Source organism: Parasedimentitalea psychrophila, from assembly GCF_030285785.1.
In the GTDB taxonomy this organism is placed as follows: Bacteria; Pseudomonadota; Alphaproteobacteria; order Rhodobacterales; family Rhodobacteraceae; genus Parasedimentitalea; species Parasedimentitalea psychrophila.
Window position 1 is genome coordinate 1856120 of record NZ_CP127247.1, and the last position, 21909, is coordinate 1878028.

The following is a 21909-nucleotide window of genomic DNA, read 5'->3' on the forward strand; positions in this document are numbered from 1 at the left end:
CCGTGAAAAAGCGGCCCCTTGGGCCGCTGCCTCCGGCGGGAGTAGTTTTGGCAAAAAGAAACGGGGCGTGGCGGAATGGGCCAGGCCCCGTTTTTTTGTTAGTTGCTGGTTTGCAGCCCTTGAGGGCGGCCAACCACGATGAAGTGCAACCCGTTGGCGGTGAGCAGTTCAGCGGCCAGGCTGTTGACGTCTTGGAGGGTGACGGCGTTTACCTTGTCGTTGCGGGTGGCGATGTAGTCGATGGGCAGCCCCTGCACCTGCATCCCCACCATGATCGAGGCAATCGGGCCGTTGCCATCAAACCGCAGCGGGTAGGCTCCGGTCAGATAGGTTTTGGCATCCTGCAGCTCTTGCGGGGTGACGCCTTTGGTTGCCATGCTTTGCCATTCATCGCGGATCACCTGTACCGCCTGCGCCATCTTGTCATTGGCCGAGGCAACCGAGCCCATGTAGACCGCAGCCAGGTCGCGCGGCACCAGGTAGGAATAGACCCCGTACGTCAGGCCACGTTTCTCGCGGACCTCGGTCATCAGGCGGCTTTCAAAGGAGCCGCCGCCGAGGATCTGGTTCATCACATAGGCGGCAAAGAATCGCGGGTCGTCGCGGTCGATGCCGATCTGGCCAAACAGGGCGACGGACTGGGGCGTGTCGAAATCAACCACGGTGACGCCGCCGGGAATGGTCACCGTGGCCGGGCCGGGGATAGCCGCGCCTGTTTCGGGCAAATCGCCGAGCAGGGTGTCGAGCAGGGCGCCCAGTTGTTCGCCGTTGATGTCACCGACGGCGCCAACGTAGAGCTGGTCGCGGGCAAACACAGCCCCGTGGGCGTCGATAATATCCTGACGGCTGAGCGCGGTGACGCTGTCGATGGTGCCCTTGCCGTCGCTGCCATAGGGGTGGTCGCCGTAGGCCATCGCCGAAAAGGCGCGCCCGGCGATGTCATTGGGGTCTTTGGCATCCGAGCGCAGCCCGGACAGCACCTGACCCCGCACCCGGTCCACTGCAACCTGATCAAACCGGGGCAAGTGGAGGGTGTCGCGCAGCAGCGCGATGGCGGCGTCGCGGTTCTCGGTCAAAAAACGCGCCGAGATCGACGTGGTGTCTTTGCTGGTGTCATAGGAAAACGACGCCGCCAGCGCTTCGAGGGCTTTGGCGTAGTCCTGTGCCATCAAATCACCGGCGCCCTCTTCGAGCAGGCCGGACATCAGGTAGATGGCGCCGCGTTTGCCGGGCGCGTCCAGCGAGGTGCCGCCGCGAAAGCGCAGCTCCAGCGCGGTAAAGGGGATCGAGTGGTCCTCGACCAGCCAGGCGGTGATGCCCCCGGGTGAGGTGACCTGTTTGATTTTCACCTCAGCGAGCGCGGGCAGGGCGAGAAGGCAGGTGGCCAGTGTGGCCACAATCCGTTTGAAACCGGTCATTGGATGATCTCCTCGTCGCGCATCAGCCAGCCGGTGACAGAAACCTCGGGTCTGAGCACCTGCTTGGCGGTTGCGATGATTTGTTCGGCGGTGACCGCCTGCAGGATATCGGGCCAGGCCTGAACGTCGGCGACGGTCAGCCCTGAGGTCAGCGCCCGGCCATAGCGGTTGGCAATGCCATCGACATTGTCGCGGGCATAGATTTCAGAAGCGCGCAGTTGCAGTTTGATTCGGTCCAGCTGTTCGGCGTCTACGCCTTCGGCCAGAAAATCGGCATAGGTCTGGTCCAGCGCATCCTCGGCCTGTTGCAGGGTGATGCCTTCGCTGGGCACGACGAGGACCGAAAACGTGGTGTCGTCCAGCGACATGCCGGAATAAAACGCGCCGGTATAGACGGCGATCTGCTGGTCGAATTGCAGCGCATTGGCCAGATAAGAGGTGGTGCCGCCGCCCAGAAGCTCGGCCAGCAGATACAGCGCCGCCGCCTGTTGCTGGGCGCCGCTGTCGCGTTCCGGTGCCAGATAGGAGCGCTGCACATAGGGCTGGGCGACGCGAGCATCTTTGAAGGTCAGTCGCCGGGCTGCGGTCTGCGGGGGCTCTTTGGTGCGCAGTCGTGTGGGCAGATCCGGATTGGCCGGGATTGCGCCGTAATAGACCTCGGCCAGCGATTTCACCTCGGCCGGATCAACATCGCCCGAGACCACCAGAATGGCGTTGTTGGGCGCATAATAGGTGCCGTAAAACGACAGCGCGTCCCCCATGTCGAGGCTTTCCATCTCGTGGCGCCAACCGATGACCGGCACACCGTAGCGGTGATTGTGGTATTGCACCGCGTTGGATTGTTCGCGGAACAGGGCGCGGGGGTTGTTGTCGGTGCGCTGGTTGCGCTCCTCCAGAATCACTTCGCGCTCGGTGGTAATGTCGCGTTCAGTCAGCCGGATATTGACCATGCGGTCGCTTTCCATCCGCATCATTAGTTCGAGCCGGTCCGAGGCGATCCGCTGGTAGTAGGCGGTGTAATCGTGGCTGGTAAAGGCATTGTCCTTACCGCCATTGGCCGCCACCGTCGATGACAGCTCGCCAGAGGCCAGCGTATCGGTGGCTTTGAACAGCAGGTGTTCCAGATAATGCGCCACCCCGGACTGGCCTTTGGGTTCATCGGCAGAGCCGGCCCGGTACCAGACCATATGCTGCACCACCGGGGCGCGGTGATCCTCGACCACAACAACCTGCATCCCATTGCCAAGGGTGAAACTGGACACCAGGTCCTCACCGGCGATTGTCGGGGCGGCCCAACTGGCCGAGAGCAATGCGCTCGCCCATGCGATCCGTCTGATCATACGGAATTCTCCTTGGTTTCACAGGGGCCGACAGGTGATCTGGATGCGCATAAAACGCGCATCTGGGTCCAGGGACGGCCGACCGGATAGTTCAGAGTTCAGAGTTCAGAGTTCAGAGTTCAGCAGGCCGCGGTCAAGAGTGTAGCGACCTGTCTGTCGTAAACGTGAGCCCTATTGTCCCGGAGGAGCCGAAGGGGTGATATATCCGGAATCTCGGAACCGCTGGCTAACTTCAAATGGATTGAGGGCTTCTTTTTTATAGGCATCTTCGTAGCGATCAACTGAAAATAGCTTGAACTGTGCGGTCCGGTGCTCGCGCTTGCGAAAGACGGCGTCCTCGGCTGCGAGGGCGGTCCGTACGTCGGGCTCGACCCCATATCGGCTGGAGGCGGTGACCAGGGCGCCATCACTGGAGGGGACGGCGCCACCTGCGTTCAGCGCCGCCGGGTTGCCGCCAAGGGCAACAATGGCCTCGGCCTGAGGGTTCTGGTCGGTCAGATTTGTGCCGCCCGGTGTCGGGGCGGGCAGCGCGGTATAGTCTTCGGGCGCTGTCAGCGGCTCGGCTGGCATCACCAGAAATTCATCTGGTCCAGTGCCGGGCTGCTGCAATTCGCGCAGGCCTGTTGAGCTGCAACCCGCCAGGGCCACCGCTGTGGTCAGAAAAATTACACCCAGAGGGATCCGCATGGCCCCGTACTCCTGCCTGTTTGACGTGCTTTTACAGCATTTTAATTCCAAGGTCACGCGGCCTTTTTATCCCGGTTTTCAAAGAGGATCAGGCCCGCGGCGCCGGCGAATATAAAGATGTCGGCGACGTTGAAAGAATAGGGATTGCGAATGCCGCAACAGGACATATTGAGAAAGTCCAGCACGTAGCCATATAGCAGCCGATCCGCCACATTGCCCAATGCGCCGCCGATCACCAGCCCGGCCGAAAGCTGCATCCAGCGCGACGGGTGCCAGCCCCGGATCCAGATCGCAACCGCGACGCAGATCACCAGCGACACGCCGATCAGGATCCAGCGCATGGCGTCCGTGCCATCTCCGAACAGGCCAAAGTTGATGCCGCGGTTTTCGGCATAGCGAAAGTTGAGCAGGGGCGGCAACACGTCGATGCTGCGGAGCCGCCATAGCTGCATCCAGTGGATCACCAGATACTTGCTTGCCTGATCCAGCAAAAGGGACGCAAAAGCAGCCCAAAACATCCAACGCATTGCCATACCCCTGCCTGTTTCCTTAGTGGCGGAAGTGGCGCATGCCGGTAAAGACCATGGCCAGGCCAGCCTCGTCCGCAGCTGCGATCACCTCATTGTCGCGCATCGAGCCACCGGGTTGAATGACGCAGCTGGCGCCGGCAGCGGCGGCTTCCAGCAGACCATCGGCAAAGGGAAAGAAAGCATCCGAAGCCACCGCAGAGCCCTTGGCCAGGCTGCTGTCCAGTTCCAGCACATCGGCCATGCGCTGGGCTTTCAGCCCGGCAATGGTGGCGCTGTCGAGGCGGTTCATTTGGCCGGCGCCGACGCCGACGGTTTGGCCGTCTTTGACATAGACGATGGCGTTGGACTTGACGTGTTTCGCCACTTTCCAGGCAAACAGCAGATCGCGCATCTGTGCCTCTGTCGGGGCGATTTTGGTCACCACCTTGAGATCCTGCATGGCGCGGTGGCCGACGTCCTTGTCCTGCACCAGCATGCCGCCCGAGACCTGACGGGTGGTCATGCCACTGTCCAGCGGATTGGGCAGCCCGTCGGTGAGCAGCAGCCGCAGATTCTTTTTGGCGGCAAAGATTGCTTTTGCTTCATCCGATGCGCCGGGGGCAATCACCACCTCGGTAAAGATCTGCACAATCTCTTTTGCGGTGGCGGCGTCCAGCGGCATGTTCAGCGCCACGATACCGCCAAAGGCCGAGGTGCGGTCGCAGTCAAAGGCCTTTTGGTAGGCCTCGGTCAGGCTCGCCGCCTGTGCCACACCGCAGGGGTTGGCGTGTTTGATGATCGCCACGGCGGCGCCGTTGGCGGCGTCAAATTCCGACACCAGCTCAAACGCCGCATCGGTGTCGTTGATGTTGTTATAAGACAGTTCCTTACCCTGCACCTGAGTGGCGGTGGCAACACCCGGGCGGGCGGAGCCATCCAGGTAAAAGGCCGCCTGCTGATGTGGGTTTTCGCCGTAACGCAGAGTCTGCGCCAGCTGGCCTGCCACGGCGCGGCGACGGGGGGCTTGCAGTTCTAGCGCAGCGGCCATCCAGTTGCTGACCGCGGCGTCATAGGCGGCGGTGCGGGCATAGGCGTTCTGCGCCAGCCACTGGCGGAACTTGTAGCTGGTCTGGCCATCGTTGGCCTCCAGCTCGGCCAGCAGGGCGTCATAGTCCTCGACATCCACCACCACGTTGACAAAGCCGTGGTTCTTGGCCGCCGCGCGGATCATTGCCGGGCCGCCGATGTCGATGTTCTCGATGCAGGTGTCATAGTCGGCGCCCTTGGCCACGGTGGCCTCAAACGGGTAGAGGTTGACCACCAGCAGGTCGATTTCAACAATGCCGTGCTCAGCCATCGCTGCAACATGCGCATCATTGTCGCGCAGCGCCAGCAACCCGCCGTGAACGCCGGGGTGCAGGGTCTTGACGCGGCCATCCATCATTTCGGGAAAGCCGGTGACGTCAGAGACATCCCTGACCGTCAGGCCCGCATCGCGCAGCGCCTTGGCAGAGCCGCCGGTGGAGAGCAGTTCAACACCGCGCGCGGACAGCGCTTGGCCCAGCTCGATCAGGCCGGTCTTGTCGGATACGGAAAGCAGCGCACGGCGTACGGGGTGAAGGTCGGTCATAACAGGCAGTCCTTTGCAGGCTCAGTCAAAGATTACCGGGTCATCCCGGTTCAGGTCGCGCACGGCAATCGCAGTCTCTTGGGCTTTACTTAGCGTCCACCTTACGCGGGTGGCATACTGCATTGCCCGGCCAGAGAGAATGATCTGTTTTGTCGCGCGTGGTTTCAGGCGGTTCTTTTCCAGGTAGACGCTGGGTTCCAGCTTTAGCTCGCAGCCTCCGTCGTGGCGGAACACCCAGATTTCACCGCTTCTGAGTGCCATGGATACGGCGGTGCCCCCCAAGTCAAGTGCCGCGTCTACTTCGGGGTGCAAATGCAGCCGGATGTCAAAGCCGATACCGCGGAGCGACACCGCGTCCATCGCCCGGTCGAATATCCGTTTTGATGCGTCTTCCAGCGCCAGTAGCATATCTTCACCCGAAAGCGTCCGACCATCAAAGGACAGTTCCAGTGTGCGCGCATGGGTCAGGCCAAAATGGCGGGCAAACCCGTTGTGACCGCCCTGAAAGCGAAAGCCACTGGCGATCTCGCTGATCTCAACCGGCACGCTATCGGGGGATTCCGTCAGCGCCTCATGGCCGCTGCCCTTTTGCGGTGGTTTCAGGCGGGCACTGGAGTGACCCTCGATGCAGAGGGTGGAATGGGATGGGGTGGCGCGGCCTGCGCGGCGCCATTCAACGCCAAAGGCCTCACCCGATCCACAGTTGACGATAAAGGGTCGTCGCCCCGAGGTGAGCTCAAAGGCCAGGGTTGAGGCATGACCGTTATTCGAGGCGGCGCTAAGCGGCGGCACACTGGCGTCGATAAGCACCGAGCTGCGGCCGGCTGACAATCGGGCATAGCCCATCGCCAACCGGTCTGCCTGGATGCCAGCCACATGACTGGCCGCCAATGCGTGATCCAACCAGCCCTCCAGGCCACGGCCGCCGCCGTGAAACCGGGCCAACCCGCCGTCACTGTGACGCAGGGTGCGCAGGGTGGGGGCGATGCGTTCGATTGCTGCGGTATGGGCGTGCGGTACGGTTCGTCCTGCCTCGTGCAGGGCCGCTGCCGCCCAGGTGAGCAGGGTGAAGACCTCAAGCAATTCTTCGGGGTTGCGGGTTGGCAGGCCGCCCAGATCGTCGATCTGTTGTTGGCATTCCAGCGCCAGCGCCTTGATCGCCGGATCGGCCAGCTCTTCGCGGCCCTGCAGCGCCAGCCCGGCGTAGATCAGCCCGGTCAGCGCTTCGAACCGGGGCAGGCCGGGCGCGGCGCCGTGCCAGCGGTGTGACAAAAACCAGGTCTGTTGCGACAGCGAGCGGTAAAAGGCGTCGCTGGCATCTTTGTCCTGGCCGCGCAGCAGAAACAGTGCGTGGTTGATCCAGCGGATCACCCGGCGACCGGTCAAATCCGGAGACCAGCCAGGGCCGCGGCCCTTGCCATGCGCCTTGATCCAGCCCCAGAGCCATTTCTGGGCTTTTTCACGGGCTGGCAGGTCGCCCACCGAGGCCAGGTCATCGAGCCAGGCAAAGCCGTTTCTCTCGGCGTCAAAAGCCAGGTCGGGCGCCTCGACCTCCCACAGGCCGGTGGTGGGTGATTCAACCAGATAGCCGGCAAACAGCAGATTGCCGGCCACCAGCTGTCGGCCACGGGCAAAGCTGCCAATGGTGCGGGGTTCGGGTTGCGAGACAAACCCCGTTGCCGCCGCCTGCCTGCGCGCCAGCCGGGCGTACAGGCCGTTCAGGAAGCGGGTGCTCCGGCTCGCCGATCTATCGTGTCTGGACATGCTCTCTGCCTCATACGCTCTGCTGGCGTTTCGGCCGGAGCATAACGCGGGCGCTGTCGCAAGTCACCGGTGAATACAAAGGCCGGCTGAACTCAAGCGGCTTTGCGCAGGCAGGCCATGTAAAACCCGTCCATGCCACCACGATCGGCCCAGTAATCGGGGCGCAGCCGCAACCCGCCCTCGCTGGTGATCCAGGCGGCCTCAACACCGGGCAGAGCCAGCGCGTCGCGGTCCACTGTCATATCGGCAAACATCTCCAGCGCCTCCTCAACCTGGCATTCGCCCTCGTCTGGCAGCAGCGAACAGGTGCAGAACAGCAAACGGCCGCCGGGTTTCACCAGGCTCCAGGCATGGGCCAGCATCCGCGCCTGTAACTCGATCAGCGGGCCGAATTCACTGCCGTCCTTGGCGTATGGCAGGTCGGGGTGGCGGCGGATGGTGCCGGTGGCCGAGCAGGGCGCGTCGAGCAGCACGGCATCATATTGCCCCTGCTGCTCTAGCGCGTCGCCCACCACCAGCGAGGCCACCAGCCCGGTGCGGGTCAGGTTGTCCTGCAGCCGCGCTATCCGCCCCTTGGAAATGTCCACCGCGGTGACCTTGGCTCCGGCCGCCGCCATTTGCAGCGTCTTGCCGCCGGGGGCGGCGCAGAGATCCAGCACTGATTCGCCGGGCTGCAGGTTCAGCACCCGGGCCGGCAGCGCCGCAGCTGCGTCCTGCACCCACCAGGTGCCATCGTCAAATCCGGGCAGCGCCGAAACTTGCCCGGCGGTGGCCAGCCTGACTGAGCCGGTGGGCAGGGTGGTGCCATTCAAATGGATCAGATCGGTCAGATCGGCGCCGGGTTTGGCGCTGATATCCAGCGGAGCGCCGTTGAAATGGGCCTGGTCCATCGCCGCCATTGCCTCGTTTCCCCAGGCCTGGGCCAATGGGCTGCGCAGCCATTTGGGCAGCCGTGGCACCCGCCGTTCCGCCCATCCTGCCGGGCCTTCGTCGGCCATTTTGCGCAGCACCGCGTTGACCAGACCCTTAAGCTTGCCATGGCGTTTGTGTTTGGAGATGATCTCGACCATCGAATTCACCACGCCATGGGCAGCGGCCCCCTGGCACAGCTCGACGGTGCCCAGCCGCAGTGCATTATGCACCATCAACGGGGTCTTTTTGCGCAGGTGCTTTTTCAGCAGCCGGTCGGCGCGTTCCAGCCCGCGCAGGGTTTGTGTTGCCAGTCGCTGCGCCCGCGCCCGCTCTTCGGGGGGCAGCGTGTCCAGGGTTCCGGCGGCGAGAATCTCGGGCAGCAGCCGCCCCTCGCCAAGCACCTGGTCCAGCAAATAGATTGCGCTGCGGCGCGCCTGAGTTGCCGATTGGGTGGTGGGTTTGGACATGGTCAGCTCCTAAAGCGGGTGCGGCATGCGGGTTGTTCCCGCGAGACAGGGGCGTATATCATGGGTTCAGCATAAAGGAACCCGCGATGAGTGATCAAACTGTACCTGAAAAGCCTGATCTGCCGCCAGCGGCCATCCGCGCCCTGAGTGAGGCGGAACAGCGCCGCAAAGCGGCTGCGGCCAAGGCGCCACCGCCCAAAGAGCTGGGTGGCCGCGATGGTCTGGACCCGGTGCGCTATGGCGACTGGGAGAAAAAGGGCATTGCTATCGATTTTTGACGGTGGTTTTGGAGGGCAGGGTGGGGGCCAGCCCCCACACCCCCGGGATATTTTCAGCCAGATGAAGGCGATCCCGCAGAAGGCCTTGCAGAAGGCCTGGCTGCGCCTGCCTATTCGCCGTAGGGCACCCAGATGTTTTTGACCTCGGTTGCGGCCTGCAGAAAACGCTTGGTGTGGTCCTGCGACCAGTCCGTGGTCTGGCCGTTGTTGACCCAGGTGCGTTTTAAATTGCCGGCTGAGGCGGCCTCGATGGCGGCGGACAGGGGGCTGGAGGAAAAGCTCCACAACGCATCGACGTTCAGGTGCATGGCCAATGGCTTGGCGATATCGGTGTGACAGCCGGTCAGGATATTGACCACACCGGCGGGCACGTCTGAGGTGTCCAGCACCTGGTAGAAATCGGTGGCCGCCAGCGGGAATGGCTGCGAGGCGGCCAGGACCACCCGGTTGCCCATGGCAATGGCCGGGGCCATCACCGAGACCAGCCCCAGCAGCGGCGCTTCGTCGGCGCAGAGCGCGCCGATCACGCCGGTGGGTTCCTTCATTGCCAGGGCGACGCCACGGATCGGCACATTGTGCAGCTGACCGTCGTATTTGTCGGCCCAGGCGGCGGCGGTGAATAGCCGCTGGATCGAGGTCTCAACCTCGGCTTTGCCGTCTTTTGCCCCGGTCATGGCGTCAATGCGCTGGGCGAACTCTGCAGCGCGGGCGGAGAGATTTTCACCGATGTAATACAGGATCTGAGCCCGAAGGTGGCCGGTGGTTTTAGCCCAGGATTTGGCACCGGCTGCGGCCTCTACTGCGTTGCGGACATCCTTGCGGCTGGCCAGGCCGACCTGGCCCAGTAAGGTGCCGGATTTGCCATAGATGGCATTTGAGTAGCCACTGTCGGGGCGGGATTGTTTGCCGCCGACATAGATTTTGGCGGTGCGGTCCAGCGGATCTGCCGCTGCGCCCTCGCCCGTGAACGGTTTGACCAGAGCCAGCGGTTTGGTCTTGGTTGTGGGTTTGGTATAGGCACCGAGCCCTTCCCAGCCGCCTTCGCGACCAAAGCCGCTTTCGCGCACTCCGCCAAAACCGGCAGCGGCGTCGAACATATTGGTGCCGTTGATCCAGACCACGCCAGCCACCAGTTTTGGCGCGATATCCAGCGCCAGGTTGATGTTCTCGCTCCATAGGGTGGCGGCCAGACCGTAGCGGCTGTTGTTGGCCATCTCGACCGCCTCAGCCGGGGTGCGGAAGGTGGAGGAGACCAGCACCGGGCCAAATATCTCTTCCTGCATCAGGGAGTCCGAGGGGGTCAGCCCTTCGATCAGGGTTGGCGGGTAGAAACAGCCAGCCTCGGGCATTTGGATCTGCGGCTGGTACATCTCGCCTGCGGTGTTGGCGGCGACCAGTGCGCTGATTGTCTCCAGCTGCACCGGGTCGACGATGGCGCCGACGTCGATACATTTGTCCAGTGGGTTGCCGATGCGCAGCTTGTCCATGCGGGCGCGCAGCTTGGCGTGGAACACTTCGGAAATGCCCTCCTGCACCAGCAGGCGCGAGCCGGCGCAGCAGACCTGGCCCTGATTGAACCAGATCGCATCCACCAGTCCTTCGATCGCCGAATCGAGGTCGGCGTCATCAAAGACGATATAGGGGGATTTGCCGCCCAGCTCGAGGGTGAGCCCCTTGCCGGAGCCGGCGGTGGCCTCGCGGATGCGGCGGCCCACCGAGGTGGAGCCGGTAAAGGCGATCTTGTCGACCTCGGCGGCGACGATCATTTCGCCCACGGCACCATCACCGGTGATGATGTTGACCACGCCTGCGGGCAGGCCGGCCTGTTGGCAGATGTCGGCAAACAGCAAGGCGGTCAGCGAGGTGTATTCCGCCGGTTTCAGCACCACGGTATTGCCCATCGCCAGTGCGGGCGCGATTTTCCACGACAGCATCAGCAGCGGGAAGTTCCACGGGATGATCTGACCGCAGACTCCCAGTGGCTGAACGTCGGGCAGCTCAGTGTCCATCAGTTGCGCCATGCCGGCGTGATAATAGAAATGCCGCTGCGCCAGCGGGATATCAATGTCGCGCGCCTCGCGGATCGGTTTACCGTTGTCGAGGCTTTCCAGCACCGCAAACAGGCGCGAATGTTTCTGCAGCAGGCGGGCCAGCGCATAGAGATATTTGGCGCGTCCGGCGCCGCCCAGGGCCTGCCATTTTGGCTGCGCCTTGCGGGCGGCAGAGACGGCACTATCGACATCCGCCTGGCTGGCCTGGGTCAGCGTCGCCAGCACCTCGCCGGTGGCCGGGTTGCGGCTGTCAAACCCGTCGCCGGGCGGGGTGAAGGCGCCATTGATGAAGTGACCAAAGCGGTCGCCCTGATCGACCAGCCAGGCCAGAGCCTCAACGGCACTTTCGGGGGCGGGTCCATAGTCCATGGTTTCAAAAATCTCTTTAACGGTCATTGTTCTAACCTTTTGTCCTGTATCCGTTTCCTCGCAGAAAACGGTCCGGAATTTTGGAAAATTCCGGTTAGAGCCGAACCGGCGTTATGCCATTGGGTGGCGGTAGCCGGCCGAATAGGAGCCGGTGACATGGTGTTCCAACTGGCGTTCGATATCGCCGAGCAGCGAGCTGGCGCCAAAGCGGAACAGGTCTGGCATCAACCAGCGATTTCCCAGTTCCTCTTTGATCAGCGACAGATAGACCAGAGAATCCTTGGCCTTGGAGATGCCGCCGGCCGGTTTGTAGCCGATCCGGTAGCCGGTGCGGTCATAGTAGTCGCGGATGGCGCGGATCATCACCAGCGACACCGGCAGGGTGGCATTGGTGCTTTCCTTGCCGGTGGAGGTCTTGATGAAATCAGCCCCGGCCATCATGCAGATCAGCGAGGCACGGGCGACGTTGCGCAGGGTGCCCAGTTCTCCGGTGGCGAGGATCGCCTTGACATGGGCCTCGCCGCAAGCAACGCGAAAGGCTTTCATTTCGTCATAGAGCGCCTGCCAGTTCTGGGTCAGCACATGGCGGCGGGAAATCACGATGTCGATCTCTTGGGCGCCGGCTTTGACGCTTTCCTCGATCTCGGCCAGGCGCAGGTGAAACGGCGACAGGCCAGCCGGAAAGCCGGTGGAGACGGCGGCGACTGGAATGCCAGACCCCTGCAGGGCCTGCACGGCGGGCGCGATCATGTCGTGATAGACGCAGACCGCGCCGGTGGTGATGCCGTCAACGCCAAGCGCATCCAGCAAGTCGGCGCGGACCGGCTGGCGTGCCTTGGCGCAGAGGCGGCGCACCCGACCTGCGGTGTCGTCGCCGGACAGGGTGGTCAGGTCGATCAGAGTGATTGCCTTTAGCAACCATGCGGCCTGATAGTCCTTTTTGACGCTGCGCCGACCGGGCAGGCTGGCGGCGCGCCGTTCAATGGCCGAGGTATTGGCCTGCACGCCTGCCACCCAGTCCAGATCCAGCGCCATGCCGGGATTGCGCGGTTCGGTCACCTGCGGCGACTGCGCGGTTCGTTCTGCTGTTTGACTGTCCATCATGCGTCCTCGAAAGCTCAGGGGGGAACGGTGGCACGACTGTGGCCTCTTGCGCAAGCAACTGGCGCGCATTCCGCACGGTAAATTTGACTAATTGGACAAAATTGAACTCTTCTTGCGAATAAGTCGCATTTGCGTTGACTTAGTTGCGAATCATTCTCATATTCACCTGAAATAATATCTCAGAAGGACTTCTCCGATGTGGATTCGCCAGTTTGCCTTGATGGGCTTGATGATTTTGATGTCACTGCCAGTGGTGGTCGGGGCGGCCCGTGCCGAGGCGCCGCTGAAGATTGTAGCCACCACCGGCATGATTGCTGATGCGGCCCGTCAGATTGGCGGAGACCTGGTGCAGGTGCGAGGGCTGATGGGGCCGGGGGTTGACCCGCATGCCTATCGCCAGACCCGGTCAGACATCGTGGCGATGACCCGCGCTGATCTGGTGCTGTGGCATGGGCTGTACTTGGAGGCGCAGATGGGTGAGTTCTTTCACGATCTGGCGCGCAAGCGGCAGGTGGTTGCGGTGGCCGAAGGGCTGCCCAAGGACATACTGCGCAGCCATGATACCTATGCGGATAAATATGACCCACACGTCTGGATGACTCCGGTGTTGTGGAAGCTGGTGGTGGTCGAGGTGCAAAAGGCCCTGACCGAAGCGCGCCCAGAGGCTGCCGAGGTCTTTGCGGCCAATGCCGCAGATCACCTGGCCGACCTGGATCAGTTGGTCGCATATGGCCAAGCAGTGCTGGCGACCGTGCCAGAAAACAATAAGGTGCTGGTCACGGCCCATGATGCCTTTGGCTATTTTGGACGGACTTACGGGTTTGAGGTGCTGGGTATTCAGGGCATTTCAACCCAGTCTGAGGCGGGCCTGAACCGTATCGGAGAATTGGTGAACTTATTGGTGGACCGTCAGATTAATGCAGTGTTTGTCGAAAGCTCGGTCTCGGACCGCTCCATGCGGGCCTTGATCGAAGGCGCTGCGGCACAGGGCCACGAGGTCCGGGTTGGCGGCGAGCTGTTCTCGGATGCGATGGGGGCGGATGGCAGTTACGAAGGCAGCTATATCGGCATGCTGGACCACAATATTTCCACGATTTCCGAGGCGTTGGGTGGCGATGTGCCACCGCGCGGTATGGTTGGCAAACTAGAGGCGGGGACCTGAAGATGTTGGATCTAGCAAGTAGCAATGGCCAGGCGCGCCAGCAGCAGGCAGTGGCAAACAGCCCTCTGGCGATCCGCGGTCTCACCGTCTCTTATGGTCAGAAGCCGGCGGTGTTTTCCGTTGATATGACCGTCGAGGCGGGCAAGATGACGGCGATCATCGGGCCGAACGGCGCTGGCAAATCGACCATGCTCAAGGCGGCGCTGGGCATTGTGCCAGCGGTGTCCGGGCAAATTCAGGTGTTCGGCAAGCCGCTGGAGGCGCAGCGGGCGCGCATCGCCTATGTGCCGCAACGGGCCAGTGTGGACTGGGATTTCCCGACCCGGGTGATCGATGTGGTGCTGATGGGGCTGTACCGCGAGCTGGGCCTGCTGGGCCGTCTGCGGCCCAGCCACCGGGCCAATGCGATGGACTGTCTGGAGCAGGTGGGCATGGGGGACTTTGCCAGCCGTCAGATTGGCCAATTGTCTGGCGGTCAGCAACAACGGGTGTTCCTGGCCCGGGCACTGGCCCAAGGTGCTGACCTGTACCTGCTGGACGAACCCTTTGCCGGGGTGGATGCGGCCACCGAGAAGGCTATTATCGGGGTGCTGAAAACCCTGCGCGCGGCGGGCAAGACCGTTGTGGTGGTGCATCACGATCTGGCGACGGTGGCGGAATATTTCGACAATGTGTTCCTGATCAACACCCGCAAAGTGGCCGAGGGACCGGTGGCGGTCAGCTTCTCGGCGGAAAACCTGCAGGCCACCTATGGCGGACGTCTGGCGACGGCGCAGGTGGACCAGCTCGCTCTGGCGCTGGGGTAGTCGATATGTTGATGGATGCTCTGCTGTTGCAGCTTGGCTATAACGCCACGCTGGTGGCTATTGGTGCGACCTTGCTGGGGATCTCGGCAGGGGTTACCGGCACATTTCTGTTTCTGCGCAAACGGGCTTTGGTGAGCGATGCGATCTCGCATGCCACCCTGCCGGGGGTCTGTATTGCCTTTATCCTGATGGCCAGCTTTGGCGGTGATGGTCGCAACCTGATCGGCTTGCTGCTGGGCTCGGCGGCCTCTGCCAGTGCCGGGCTGTGGTGCCTGAACTGGCTGACCCGCAATACCCGTCTGGCCGAGGATGCGGCGATTGGTTCGGTGCTGTCGGTGTTCTTTGGCTTTGGCATCGTGTTGCTGACGGTGATCCAGACCTTAGGTGTGGGCCGTCAGGCCGGGCTTGAGGGGTTCCTGCTGGGGTCGACCGCCGGCATGCTGTGGGCGGACGCGATGGTGATCGCGGTGGGCGGTGCGGTGACGCTGTTGCTGATCCTGCTGATCCGCCGCCCGATGACATTGGTGGCCTTTGATCCCGAATATGCCGCCGCCCGGGGTCTGCCGGTCAGCAAAATTGACATGGCGATGATGGGGTTGGTGATGGCGGTCACCGTGGTGGGGCTCAAAATCGTTGGGCTGATCCTGATCGTCGCTTTGCTGATCATCCCTGCGGTGACGGCGCGGTTCTGGACCGAACGCTCTGACTATGTGGTGCTGCTGGCCGGGCTGGCGGGTGGTCTGTCGGCTTATGTCGGTGCCGCTATGTCGGCCTCGGCGCCGAACCTGCCCACCGGGCCGATCATCGTGCTGATGAGCTTTGCGCTGTTCCTGCTGTCGCTGCTGTTTGCCCCCAACCGAGGCGTGCTGGCTGCGGTGCTGCGGCATCTGCGGTTCCAGCGCCGGGTTCACCTGCGCCAGGGTCTGCTGGCACTGGCTCAGGGGCAACCGATCTATGAAAAACTGACCCTGCGGCTGCTGCGCCGGGGCGGGCTGGTGCGCGCCGATGGGGTCGCCACCAGCATCGGCAAGGCCCGCGCCGCCAAGGCGCTGCGCGACGAGCGGCGCTGGGCGGTGGTACGCAGTGATCATGCGCACGAGGCGGCGGCGGCACTGTATGATGGCTTGCGCCAGATCGAATCTGTGCTGACTCAGGATCAAATTACCGAAATCGATCGCCAAATTGGCGGCCCCAAGGAGGTTCTGGCATGAGCGGTGAAGAGTTTGTCCCCCTGTCGCTGACACCGCTGTTGATTGGCATCTTTGCCGCCGTAGCCTGTGCGCTGCCGGGGAATTTCCTACTGCTGCGCAAACAAGCGCTGATCGGTGATGCCATCAGCCATGTGGTGCTGCCGGGCATCGTGGTGGCCTTTCTGCTGACCGGAGCCATCTCGGCGGCGCCGATGATGCTGGGTGCCGCTGGCGCGGCGGTGGTGGCGGTGGTGCTGATTGAGGCGATCCGTCGTCTGGGCCGGATTGAACCCGGTGCTGCGATGGGGGTGGTGTTCACCACCATGTTTGCCGGCGGTGTGTTGCTGCTGGAGCAAACAGATACCTCGTCGGTGCATCTGGATGTGGAACACGCGCTATATGGCAATCTGGAAAGCCTGATCTGGCTGGATGCCACTGGCTGGTCGTCGCTGCTGGACCCGGTGGCGCTGGCCTATCTGCCGGTGGAACTGTCGCGCATGGCGCTGACGCTGCTGGCGGTGTCGCTGTTCATTGCCGTGTTCTGGCGGGTGCTGAAAATCTCCACTTTTGACGAAGGCTTTGCCCGCACCCTGGGCATTCGCACCAATCTGCTGGGACTGGCGCTGGTGATCACCGCAGCGGTGGCGGCAGTGGCGGCCTTTGATGCGGTGGGCTCGATCATTGTCATTGCCATGTTCATCTGTCCACCGGCAGCGGCGCGGATGATGTCGAACCAACTGGAAGGCCAAGTGGCCTGGAGTGTTGGCTTTGCGGTGTCGTCTGCGGTGCTGGGCTATGTGCTGGCCGGCTATGGCCCGCTGTGGCTGGGAGCGCAGGATGCGATCAGCGCGGCGGGGATGATTGCCACCGTTTCGGGGCTGATGCTGGCGATAACCGCCCGGTTTGGCCCCTGCCGCAACCGCAGTGGCGCGCCAGTGGGCGTGTAGCCGATTGCCTCACCGAGCCCATCGGTGAGGCGAATTTTGCTGCTGCAATTCGGCTGGTAGAATCCCGCCGCTCTGCTAAATTTGACACTATGAGCATCCCCGACCCCCAGATCAGTGACCCCGCGCGCCCCGTCATCCGCCAGCTGGATGACGCCGCCATCAACCGGATTGCGGCGGGTGAGGTGGTGGAACGGCCGGCCTCGGCGGTCAAGGAGCTGGTGGAGAACGCCATCGACGCCGGTGCCACCCGCATTGGCATTGATATTGCCGATGGCGGCAAAACCCTGATCCGGGTCACCGATGATGGCTACGGCATGTCCCCCGAGGATCTGCCGCTGGCACTGTCGCGCCATGCCACCTCAAAAATCGACGGCTCGGACCTGCTGAACATCCATACCTTTGGCTTTCGCGGCGAGGCGCTGCCCAGTCTGGGCGCGGTGGCGCGGCTGAGCATCACCAGCCGGGCCAAAGGCCATGCGGCGGCCACCATCCGGGTGGCGGGTGGCGCACTGGAGCCGGTGCGTCCGGCGGCGCTGCGATCGGGCACTGTGGTGGAGCTGTCAGACCTGTTTTATGCCACCCCGGCGCGGCTGAAGTTCATGCGCAGCGACCGCGCCGAATCGCAGGCGATCTCGGATGTGGTGAAACGGTTGGCGATGGCGGAGCCGTCGATTGGCTTTACCCTGCGCGATGTCTCGGGCGGCGGTCAGGGGCGGGTGACGTTCCGGGCGGACCCGCTGAGCGGTGATCTGTTTGACGCGCTGCACGGAAGGCTGGCCTCAGTCCTGGGCCGGGAGTTTGCCGAGAACGCGCTGAAGATCGACGCCACTCGCGACGGTATCCGGTTATTTGGCTATGCGGCACTGCCAACCTATTCGCGCGGTGCGGCGGTGGCGCAGTTCCTGTTCGTCAACAGCCGGCCGGTGAAAGACAAGATGCTGCAGGGGGCGCTGCGCGGCGCCTATTTTGATTTCCTCAGCCGCGACCGCCACCCGGCGGCGGCGCTGTTCCTTGACTGTGACCCCGAGCTGGTCGACGTCAACGTACACCCGGCCAAATCCGAGGTGCGGTTTCGCGATCCCGGCATTGCCCGTGGTTTGATCGTCTCCGCCCTGCGCCACGCGCTGGCCGAGGCCGGGCACCGGGCCTCAACCACCGTTGGCGGCGCCACTCTGGGAGCGCTGCGGCCGGAGCCGCCCAGTGCCAGCGGCGCCCCGCGGATCTATCAGATGGATCGCCCGTCAATGGCGGCGCGCGGTGCGTCATATGCCGGTCAGCGGCCGGCGGATATGCCGCCCAGCATGGGGTTCGCCGAGCTGTCCGAGAGCTATAGCGGCCAGCTGATCGATGCCCCGGGGCCAGCGTCACCTGCGGGTGAGGACAGTGCGCCCGGGGCCGAACATTTGCCACTGGGTGCGGCGCGCGGCCAGGTGCATGAAAACTATATCATCGCCCAGACCGCCGACGGTATGGTGATTGTTGACCAACACGCCGCGCATGAACGGCTGGTCTATGAAAAACTGAAACGCCAGATGGCGGAAAACGGTGTTGCCGCGCAGGCACTGCTGATCCCCGAGATTGTCGAGTTGAGCGAGAATGACTGTGCAAGGCTGCTGGAGGTGGCGCCGGAGCTGGCGAAATTTGGCCTTGGCATCGAGTCCTTTGGCGGCAGTGCCGTGGCAGTGCGCGAAACCCCGGCCATTCTGGGCGAGGTCAATGCCAGCGCGATGATCCGCGATATTCTCGACGAGCTGGACGATCAGGGCAGCAGTCAATTGGTGCAGGCCAAGGTCGAGGCGATCCTGAGCCGGGTGGCCTGTCATGGCTCGATCCGGTCGGGTCGGCGGATGCGCGGCGAAGAGATGAATGCCCTGTTGCGCGAAATGGAGGCCACGCCGCATTCCGGCCAGTGCAACCATGGCCGCCCGACATATGTTGAATTGAAACTGGCCGATATTGAACGGCTGTTTGGCCGCACTTAAGCGCCAGAGCACAGAACAGGGAGCCTCCCCGTGCAGATAGATCCTACCTGGTGGCCGCTGGCCGCACTGGCCTTTGCTGTGGCCGCCGTGATGTTTGCGGTGCTCTGGCTGATGACGCGCAAGCACCTCCCTGTGGTTGACGCGCTTCGGCACGAGAATATCGAGCTGCGACAGGCCTGTGCCTCGATGCAGACTGAGGTGGCGCGGCTGCCGGAATTGAGCGGAGAGCTGGCCGCCCTGCGTCAGCTGCGGGACGGCGAGTTGGCGGCGCGGCACCAGGCCGAGGCCGAGGTGCGGGCGCTGAAGGGCGAGCACGAGGCACGGCTGGAAGAGCTGCGGCGGATGAACCAGCAGCTGGAGCATAAATTCGCGGCGATGGCCTCGGGGGTGCTGAAGCAGAACTCGGAGAACTTCCTGACCCTGGTCAGCGAGCGGTTCAAGACCCATTCGCAGACGGCGGATGCGGATCTGGCCAAGCGCCACGCAGCGATTGAGGGGCTGGTCAAGCCGCTGGACGAGAAGCTGGGCCAGTTTGGTGACCGGATCAAGGAAATCGAACAGGCCCGCACCGAGGCCTACGGTGCCATTCGCGAGCAGGTAAAGGCCCTGACCGAAGGGCAGGCGGCGCTGGGCGGCGAGACCCGCAAGCTGGTGCAGGCGCTGCGCGCCCCCAAGACGCGCGGCCGCTGGGGGGAGATGCAGTTGCGGCAGGTGTTCGACATGGCAGGCATGTCCGAGCATGTGGATTATGACCTGGAGAAATCTCTGGGCACCGACGATGGGCTGCGCCGCCCGGATGCGATTGTGCGCATTCCTGGTGGCAAAAGCATCGTGGTGGACGCCAAGACGCCGCTGGATGGCTATCTGGATGCGCTGGAGGCAGAGACCCCGGAGCAGCAGCAGGAATGCCTGCTGCGCCATGCCCGGCATGTGCGCACCCATGTGAAACAGCTGGCCTCAAAGGCCTATCAAAGTGCGCTGGGCGAGACCCCGGATTTTGTGGTGATGTTCATCCCCGGCGAGACCTTTGTGTCGGCGGCGGCTGAGGTGGATCCCGGGCTGATCGAATATGCGTTTGAGCACAAGGTGCTGATTGCCACGCCGACAACCCTGATGGCGCTGGTGAAATCCATCGCCTATGGCTGGCAGCAGGAAAAGATGGCCGAGAATGCACTGCAGGTGCAGGAAACCGCCAAGGAGCTGTACCAACGTCTGGTGACGTTCTCTGCCAATCTGGCCTCGGTGGGCCGGGCGCTGTCCTCGTCGGTCAGCAGCTACAACAAGGCGGTGGGCTCGCTGGAGGCACGGGTGCTGCCCTCGGCCCGCAAGTTTGAGGCGATGGGGGTGGTTGCGAAGGGATCCGAACTGGCCACTCCGGCCCAGGTGGAAAGTGATACGCGGCGGGTGACGGACCTGCTGGGGAGCGAATAAAACCCGCCCAGTGCGGCGGAAATCAGGCCGTTCACCGTGTCAGCTATTGCAGGGATCTCCAAACAGTCACGCCACAAGGATCAGCAGAATAATGAGCATACTGGCACGGGATAATAGCTTGCTGAAGCAGGCTGAAGTGGAAGCAGAGCAAGTTGTTTCCTTGCTGCGGATTGCCGTTGCTCTGGGGCTGATTGGAATGTTCATTCTGGCGGTCGGCGGCAGCGAGGTGGCCCCCGAACAATATTTGCGGCGGCGATGGTTGTTTGGCCTGGTCACTATAATTTCATATCTATTGGTCGGGGTGATCTCGCTGTGGATGGCGCGTAGCGGACGCATTCGCAGCTGGATGGTCTGGCCGCTGGTCACTCTGGACTGCCTGTTCATGCTGGCCAACACTTGGGCCGGGTTGGAAAACACCGGTCTGCCGGGTGAGTTGACGTTTATTCTACCGCCGACCTGGCTGGTGCCGGCTATTTTTGGCTTTACGGTGCTGCGGTTCAACCCGTTCTTGCAGGCCTATTGTGTTGCGGTGATTGCGGCGGGACTGGCGGCGTTATCGCTGTGGCAACCGCAGGAGGTGACGCCATTTGTGGTTGAGCGGGCGCGGGATTTGCTTTCGGGGCCGCCCAATGTCATTCGCATAACCATGATTGTCCTTGGTGGGCTGGTGCTGGTGGTGGCCGCCTGGCGGATGCGGCGCCTGTTGCACCGCTCCATCACCGAGGCGCAGCAAAAGGCCAATTTGACCCGCTATTTGCCAGCCCAGCTGACGGCGCGGCTGGCGGAGAGCGGACTGGAAGAGCTGCGCCGCGGCAACCGTCAGGACATGGCGGTGCTGTTTATCGACATTCGGGGATTTACCCGCTGGTCGCAGGGCCGGGATCCACATCAGGTTGGCAGCTACATCACCGATTTTCGCAGCCGGGTGCAGGGATGTACCGATACCCATGGCGGCATGATCGACAAATTCATCGGCGATGCGGCCATGGTGTTGTTTGAAGGCGATAACGCGGCGGTTCGGGCAGTGGACTGCGCCACGGGCCTGGCCGCGAGCATAGCGGAGTGGTCTGACGCCCGGCTGGCCGCCGGGGACGAGGCGGTTTTTGTGGGTATTGGTCTGCACTGGGGCGAGGTCTTCTCGGGGGTGGTCGGTGATCCGCAGCGGCTGGAATACACGGTGTTTGGCGACACTGTGAATATTGCGGCGCGGCTGGAGCAGCTGACCAAGCAGGAGCAGCAAGGCATCATCGTCTCGGCTGCGGTGTTGCAGGCCGCATCGGTGGCGCCCGCGTCGCAAGGGTGGAACCCGCTGCCAGCTGCGGAGCTACGCGGGCGTAGCGGCGGCATCGAAATCTTTGGTCGTCGCTAAGAGAACGTCGCGTTTGAGTTGTTTCAGATCAAAGATATACTTGATGGCGGCGCTATCTGTTATGCTGAGGTCAGGCAGATGGAAAGGAGCCAAGCCATGTTGGAAATTTCTACCCGCAAAATTGCGCAGGTGGCGATGATGGGGCGGGAGCTACACCGTTCTGAGGGCGAGTTGCGCGCCTTTATTGATCGACTGAACGAAGATGAGCAGGCCGAGTTGGTGGCAATCATGTGGATTGGTCGTGAGAGCTTTTTTGTCGAGGATCTGGCCGAGGCGATCATGACCGCAAAGCGGGATGCCTCTACCCCATGTGCCGATTATCTGTTGGGGACGCCGCATCTGTCGGATCATCTGGAGAACGGCTTGGATGCCCTGGGCATCTCCGCCCAAGCCGTAGAGGATGATCTTATGTAGTTATCGCCGTCTTGGAAAAGGCTCCGGGGGAGCCTTTCAGGTGAGAACGGGCGGAGCCCAAAGATCGCCGTTCAGGAAA

18 protein-coding genes are annotated in these 21909 nt (G+C 62.8%); 9 read left to right on the forward strand and 9 right to left on the reverse strand.

Annotated features, from left to right (window positions below; translation table 11 throughout):
• Positions 1 to 98: 98 nt before the first annotated feature.
• The 7 genes from QPJ95_RS08970 to QPJ95_RS09000 all read right to left on the reverse strand — a co-directional run bounded on the left by QPJ95_RS08970 (position 99) and on the right by QPJ95_RS09000 (position 8727).
• Positions 99 to 1418, reverse strand: coding sequence for a M16 family metallopeptidase (locus tag QPJ95_RS08970; protein ID WP_270917470.1), 1320 nt, complete (start codon positions 1416 to 1418; stop codon positions 99 to 101).
• Complete coding sequence (locus QPJ95_RS08975) at positions 1415 to 2758, reverse strand: M16 family metallopeptidase (protein WP_270917471.1); 1344 nt, start codon at positions 2756 to 2758, stop codon at positions 1415 to 1417. The genes QPJ95_RS08970 and QPJ95_RS08975 overlap by 4 nt, the downstream gene beginning before the upstream one ends.
• A gap of 171 nt (positions 2759 to 2929) precedes the next feature.
• The gene (locus tag QPJ95_RS08980; RefSeq protein WP_270917472.1) at positions 2930 to 3445 is read right to left on the reverse strand and encodes a DUF3035 domain-containing protein; all 516 of its coding nucleotides are present in this window, start codon (positions 3443 to 3445) and stop codon (positions 2930 to 2932) included.
• A gap of 53 nt (positions 3446 to 3498) precedes the next feature.
• Entirely contained in the window at positions 3499 to 3978 is a 480-nt protein-coding gene (gene lspA / locus QPJ95_RS08985; RefSeq protein WP_270917473.1) for a signal peptidase II, read from the reverse strand.
• Positions 3979 to 3994: 16 nt separating this feature from the next.
• Positions 3995 to 5584, reverse strand: coding sequence for a bifunctional phosphoribosylaminoimidazolecarboxamide formyltransferase/IMP cyclohydrolase (purH, locus tag QPJ95_RS08990; RefSeq protein ID WP_270917474.1), 1590 nt, complete (start codon positions 5582 to 5584; stop codon positions 3995 to 3997).
• A 21-nt stretch (positions 5585 to 5605) separates the two neighbouring features.
• On the reverse strand, positions 5606 to 7348 hold the full coding sequence (locus tag QPJ95_RS08995) for a heparinase II/III family protein (protein WP_270917475.1): 1743 nt from the start codon (positions 7346 to 7348) through the stop codon (positions 5606 to 5608).
• 92 nt (positions 7349 to 7440) lie between these two features.
• Complete coding sequence (locus QPJ95_RS09000; RefSeq protein ID WP_270917476.1) at positions 7441 to 8727, reverse strand: RsmB/NOP family class I SAM-dependent RNA methyltransferase; 1287 nt, start codon at positions 8725 to 8727, stop codon at positions 7441 to 7443.
• An 86-nt stretch (positions 8728 to 8813) separates the two neighbouring features.
• On the opposite strand from QPJ95_RS09000, the gene QPJ95_RS09005 reads away from it, so the two are divergent.
• Positions 8814 to 9005 carry a DUF1674 domain-containing protein gene (locus QPJ95_RS09005; protein ID WP_270917477.1) on the forward strand — a complete coding sequence of 64 codons (192 nt, stop codon included), beginning with the start codon at positions 8814 to 8816 and terminating at the stop codon, positions 9003 to 9005.
• A 110-nt stretch (positions 9006 to 9115) separates the two neighbouring features.
• Here the strand turns inward: QPJ95_RS09005 and QPJ95_RS09010 are convergent, their stop codons facing one another.
• Together QPJ95_RS09010 and deoC are read right to left on the reverse strand one after the other, a co-directional pair.
• Positions 9116 to 11452, reverse strand: coding sequence for an aldehyde dehydrogenase family protein (locus tag QPJ95_RS09010; RefSeq protein WP_270917478.1), 2337 nt, complete (start codon positions 11450 to 11452; stop codon positions 9116 to 9118).
• Positions 11453 to 11536: 84 nt separating this feature from the next.
• Positions 11537 to 12526, reverse strand: coding sequence for a deoxyribose-phosphate aldolase (deoC, locus tag QPJ95_RS09015; RefSeq protein WP_270917479.1), 990 nt, complete (start codon positions 12524 to 12526; stop codon positions 11537 to 11539).
• Positions 12527 to 12749: 223 nt separating this feature from the next.
• On the opposite strand from deoC, the gene QPJ95_RS09020 reads away from it, so the two are divergent.
• The 8 genes from QPJ95_RS09020 (at position 12750) to QPJ95_RS09055 (ending at position 21830) form a co-directional block, all read left to right on the forward strand.
• Positions 12750 to 13691: a metal ABC transporter solute-binding protein, Zn/Mn family gene (locus QPJ95_RS09020; RefSeq protein ID WP_390923796.1), complete on the forward strand. Its 942-nt coding sequence runs from the start codon at positions 12750 to 12752 to the stop codon at positions 13689 to 13691.
• Between the two features lie 2 nt (positions 13692 to 13693).
• Positions 13694 to 14497, forward strand: coding sequence for a metal ABC transporter ATP-binding protein (locus QPJ95_RS09025; RefSeq protein WP_270917481.1), 804 nt, complete (start codon positions 13694 to 13696; stop codon positions 14495 to 14497).
• 5 nt (positions 14498 to 14502) lie between these two features.
• Complete coding sequence (locus QPJ95_RS09030; protein WP_270917482.1) at positions 14503 to 15708, forward strand: metal ABC transporter permease; 1206 nt, start codon at positions 14503 to 14505, stop codon at positions 15706 to 15708.
• On the forward strand, positions 15705 to 16634 hold the full coding sequence (locus QPJ95_RS09035) for a metal ABC transporter permease (RefSeq protein WP_270917483.1): 930 nt from the start codon (positions 15705 to 15707) through the stop codon (positions 16632 to 16634). The genes QPJ95_RS09030 and QPJ95_RS09035 overlap by 4 nt, the downstream gene beginning before the upstream one ends.
• An 89-nt stretch (positions 16635 to 16723) precedes the next feature.
• Entirely contained in the window at positions 16724 to 18616 is a 1893-nt protein-coding gene (mutL, locus tag QPJ95_RS09040; RefSeq protein WP_270917484.1) for a DNA mismatch repair endonuclease MutL, read from the forward strand.
• A 30-nt stretch (positions 18617 to 18646) separates the two neighbouring features.
• Complete coding sequence (rmuC, locus tag QPJ95_RS09045; protein ID WP_270917485.1) at positions 18647 to 20047, forward strand: DNA recombination protein RmuC; 1401 nt, start codon at positions 18647 to 18649, stop codon at positions 20045 to 20047.
• A gap of 91 nt (positions 20048 to 20138) precedes the next feature.
• A complete protein-coding gene (locus tag QPJ95_RS09050) occupies positions 20139 to 21416 on the forward strand; it encodes an adenylate/guanylate cyclase domain-containing protein (RefSeq protein ID WP_270917486.1) in 1278 nt (425 codons plus the stop codon).
• Between the two features lie 96 nt (positions 21417 to 21512).
• Positions 21513 to 21830: a DUF3775 domain-containing protein gene (locus QPJ95_RS09055; RefSeq protein WP_270917487.1), complete on the forward strand. Its 318-nt coding sequence runs from the start codon at positions 21513 to 21515 to the stop codon at positions 21828 to 21830.
• Positions 21831 to 21909 lie beyond the last annotated feature (79 nt).

Bases quoted from the DNA above. Each gene is read 5' to 3' on its own strand.
- QPJ95_RS08970 (WP_270917470.1), bottom strand. From the start codon at position 1,418: ATGACCGGTTTCAAACGGATTGTGGCCACACTGGCCACCTGCCTTCTC.
- QPJ95_RS08975 (WP_270917471.1), bottom strand. From the start codon at position 2,758: ATGATCAGACGGATCGCATGGGCGAGCGCATTGCTCTCGGCCAGTTGG.
- QPJ95_RS08980 (WP_270917472.1), bottom strand. From the start codon at position 3,445: ATGCGGATCCCTCTGGGTGTAATTTTTCTGACCACAGCGGTGGCCCTG.
- lspA (WP_270917473.1), bottom strand. From the start codon at position 3,978: ATGGCAATGCGTTGGATGTTTTGGGCTGCTTTTGCGTCCCTTTTGCTG.
- purH (WP_270917474.1), bottom strand. From the start codon at position 5,584: ATGACCGACCTTCACCCCGTACGCCGTGCGCTGCTTTCCGTATCCGAC.
- QPJ95_RS08995 (WP_270917475.1), bottom strand. From the start codon at position 7,348: ATGTCCAGACACGATAGATCGGCGAGCCGGAGCACCCGCTTCCTGAAC.
- QPJ95_RS09000 (WP_270917476.1), bottom strand. From the start codon at position 8,727: ATGTCCAAACCCACCACCCAATCGGCAACTCAGGCGCGCCGCAGCGCA.
- QPJ95_RS09005 (WP_270917477.1), top strand. From the start codon at position 8,814: ATGAGTGATCAAACTGTACCTGAAAAGCCTGATCTGCCGCCAGCGGCC.
- QPJ95_RS09010 (WP_270917478.1), bottom strand. From the start codon at position 11,452: ATGACCGTTAAAGAGATTTTTGAAACCATGGACTATGGACCCGCCCCC.
- deoC (WP_270917479.1), bottom strand. From the start codon at position 12,526: ATGGACAGTCAAACAGCAGAACGAACCGCGCAGTCGCCGCAGGTGACC.
- QPJ95_RS09020 (WP_390923796.1), top strand. From the start codon at position 12,750: ATGGGCTTGATGATTTTGATGTCACTGCCAGTGGTGGTCGGGGCGGCC.
- QPJ95_RS09025 (WP_270917481.1), top strand. From the start codon at position 13,694: ATGTTGGATCTAGCAAGTAGCAATGGCCAGGCGCGCCAGCAGCAGGCA.
- QPJ95_RS09030 (WP_270917482.1), top strand. From the start codon at position 14,503: ATGTTGATGGATGCTCTGCTGTTGCAGCTTGGCTATAACGCCACGCTG.
- QPJ95_RS09035 (WP_270917483.1), top strand. From the start codon at position 15,705: ATGAGCGGTGAAGAGTTTGTCCCCCTGTCGCTGACACCGCTGTTGATT.
- mutL (WP_270917484.1), top strand. From the start codon at position 16,724: ATGAGCATCCCCGACCCCCAGATCAGTGACCCCGCGCGCCCCGTCATC.
- QPJ95_RS09050 (WP_270917486.1), top strand. From the start codon at position 20,139: ATGAGCATACTGGCACGGGATAATAGCTTGCTGAAGCAGGCTGAAGTG.
- QPJ95_RS09055 (WP_270917487.1), top strand. From the start codon at position 21,513: ATGTTGGAAATTTCTACCCGCAAAATTGCGCAGGTGGCGATGATGGGG.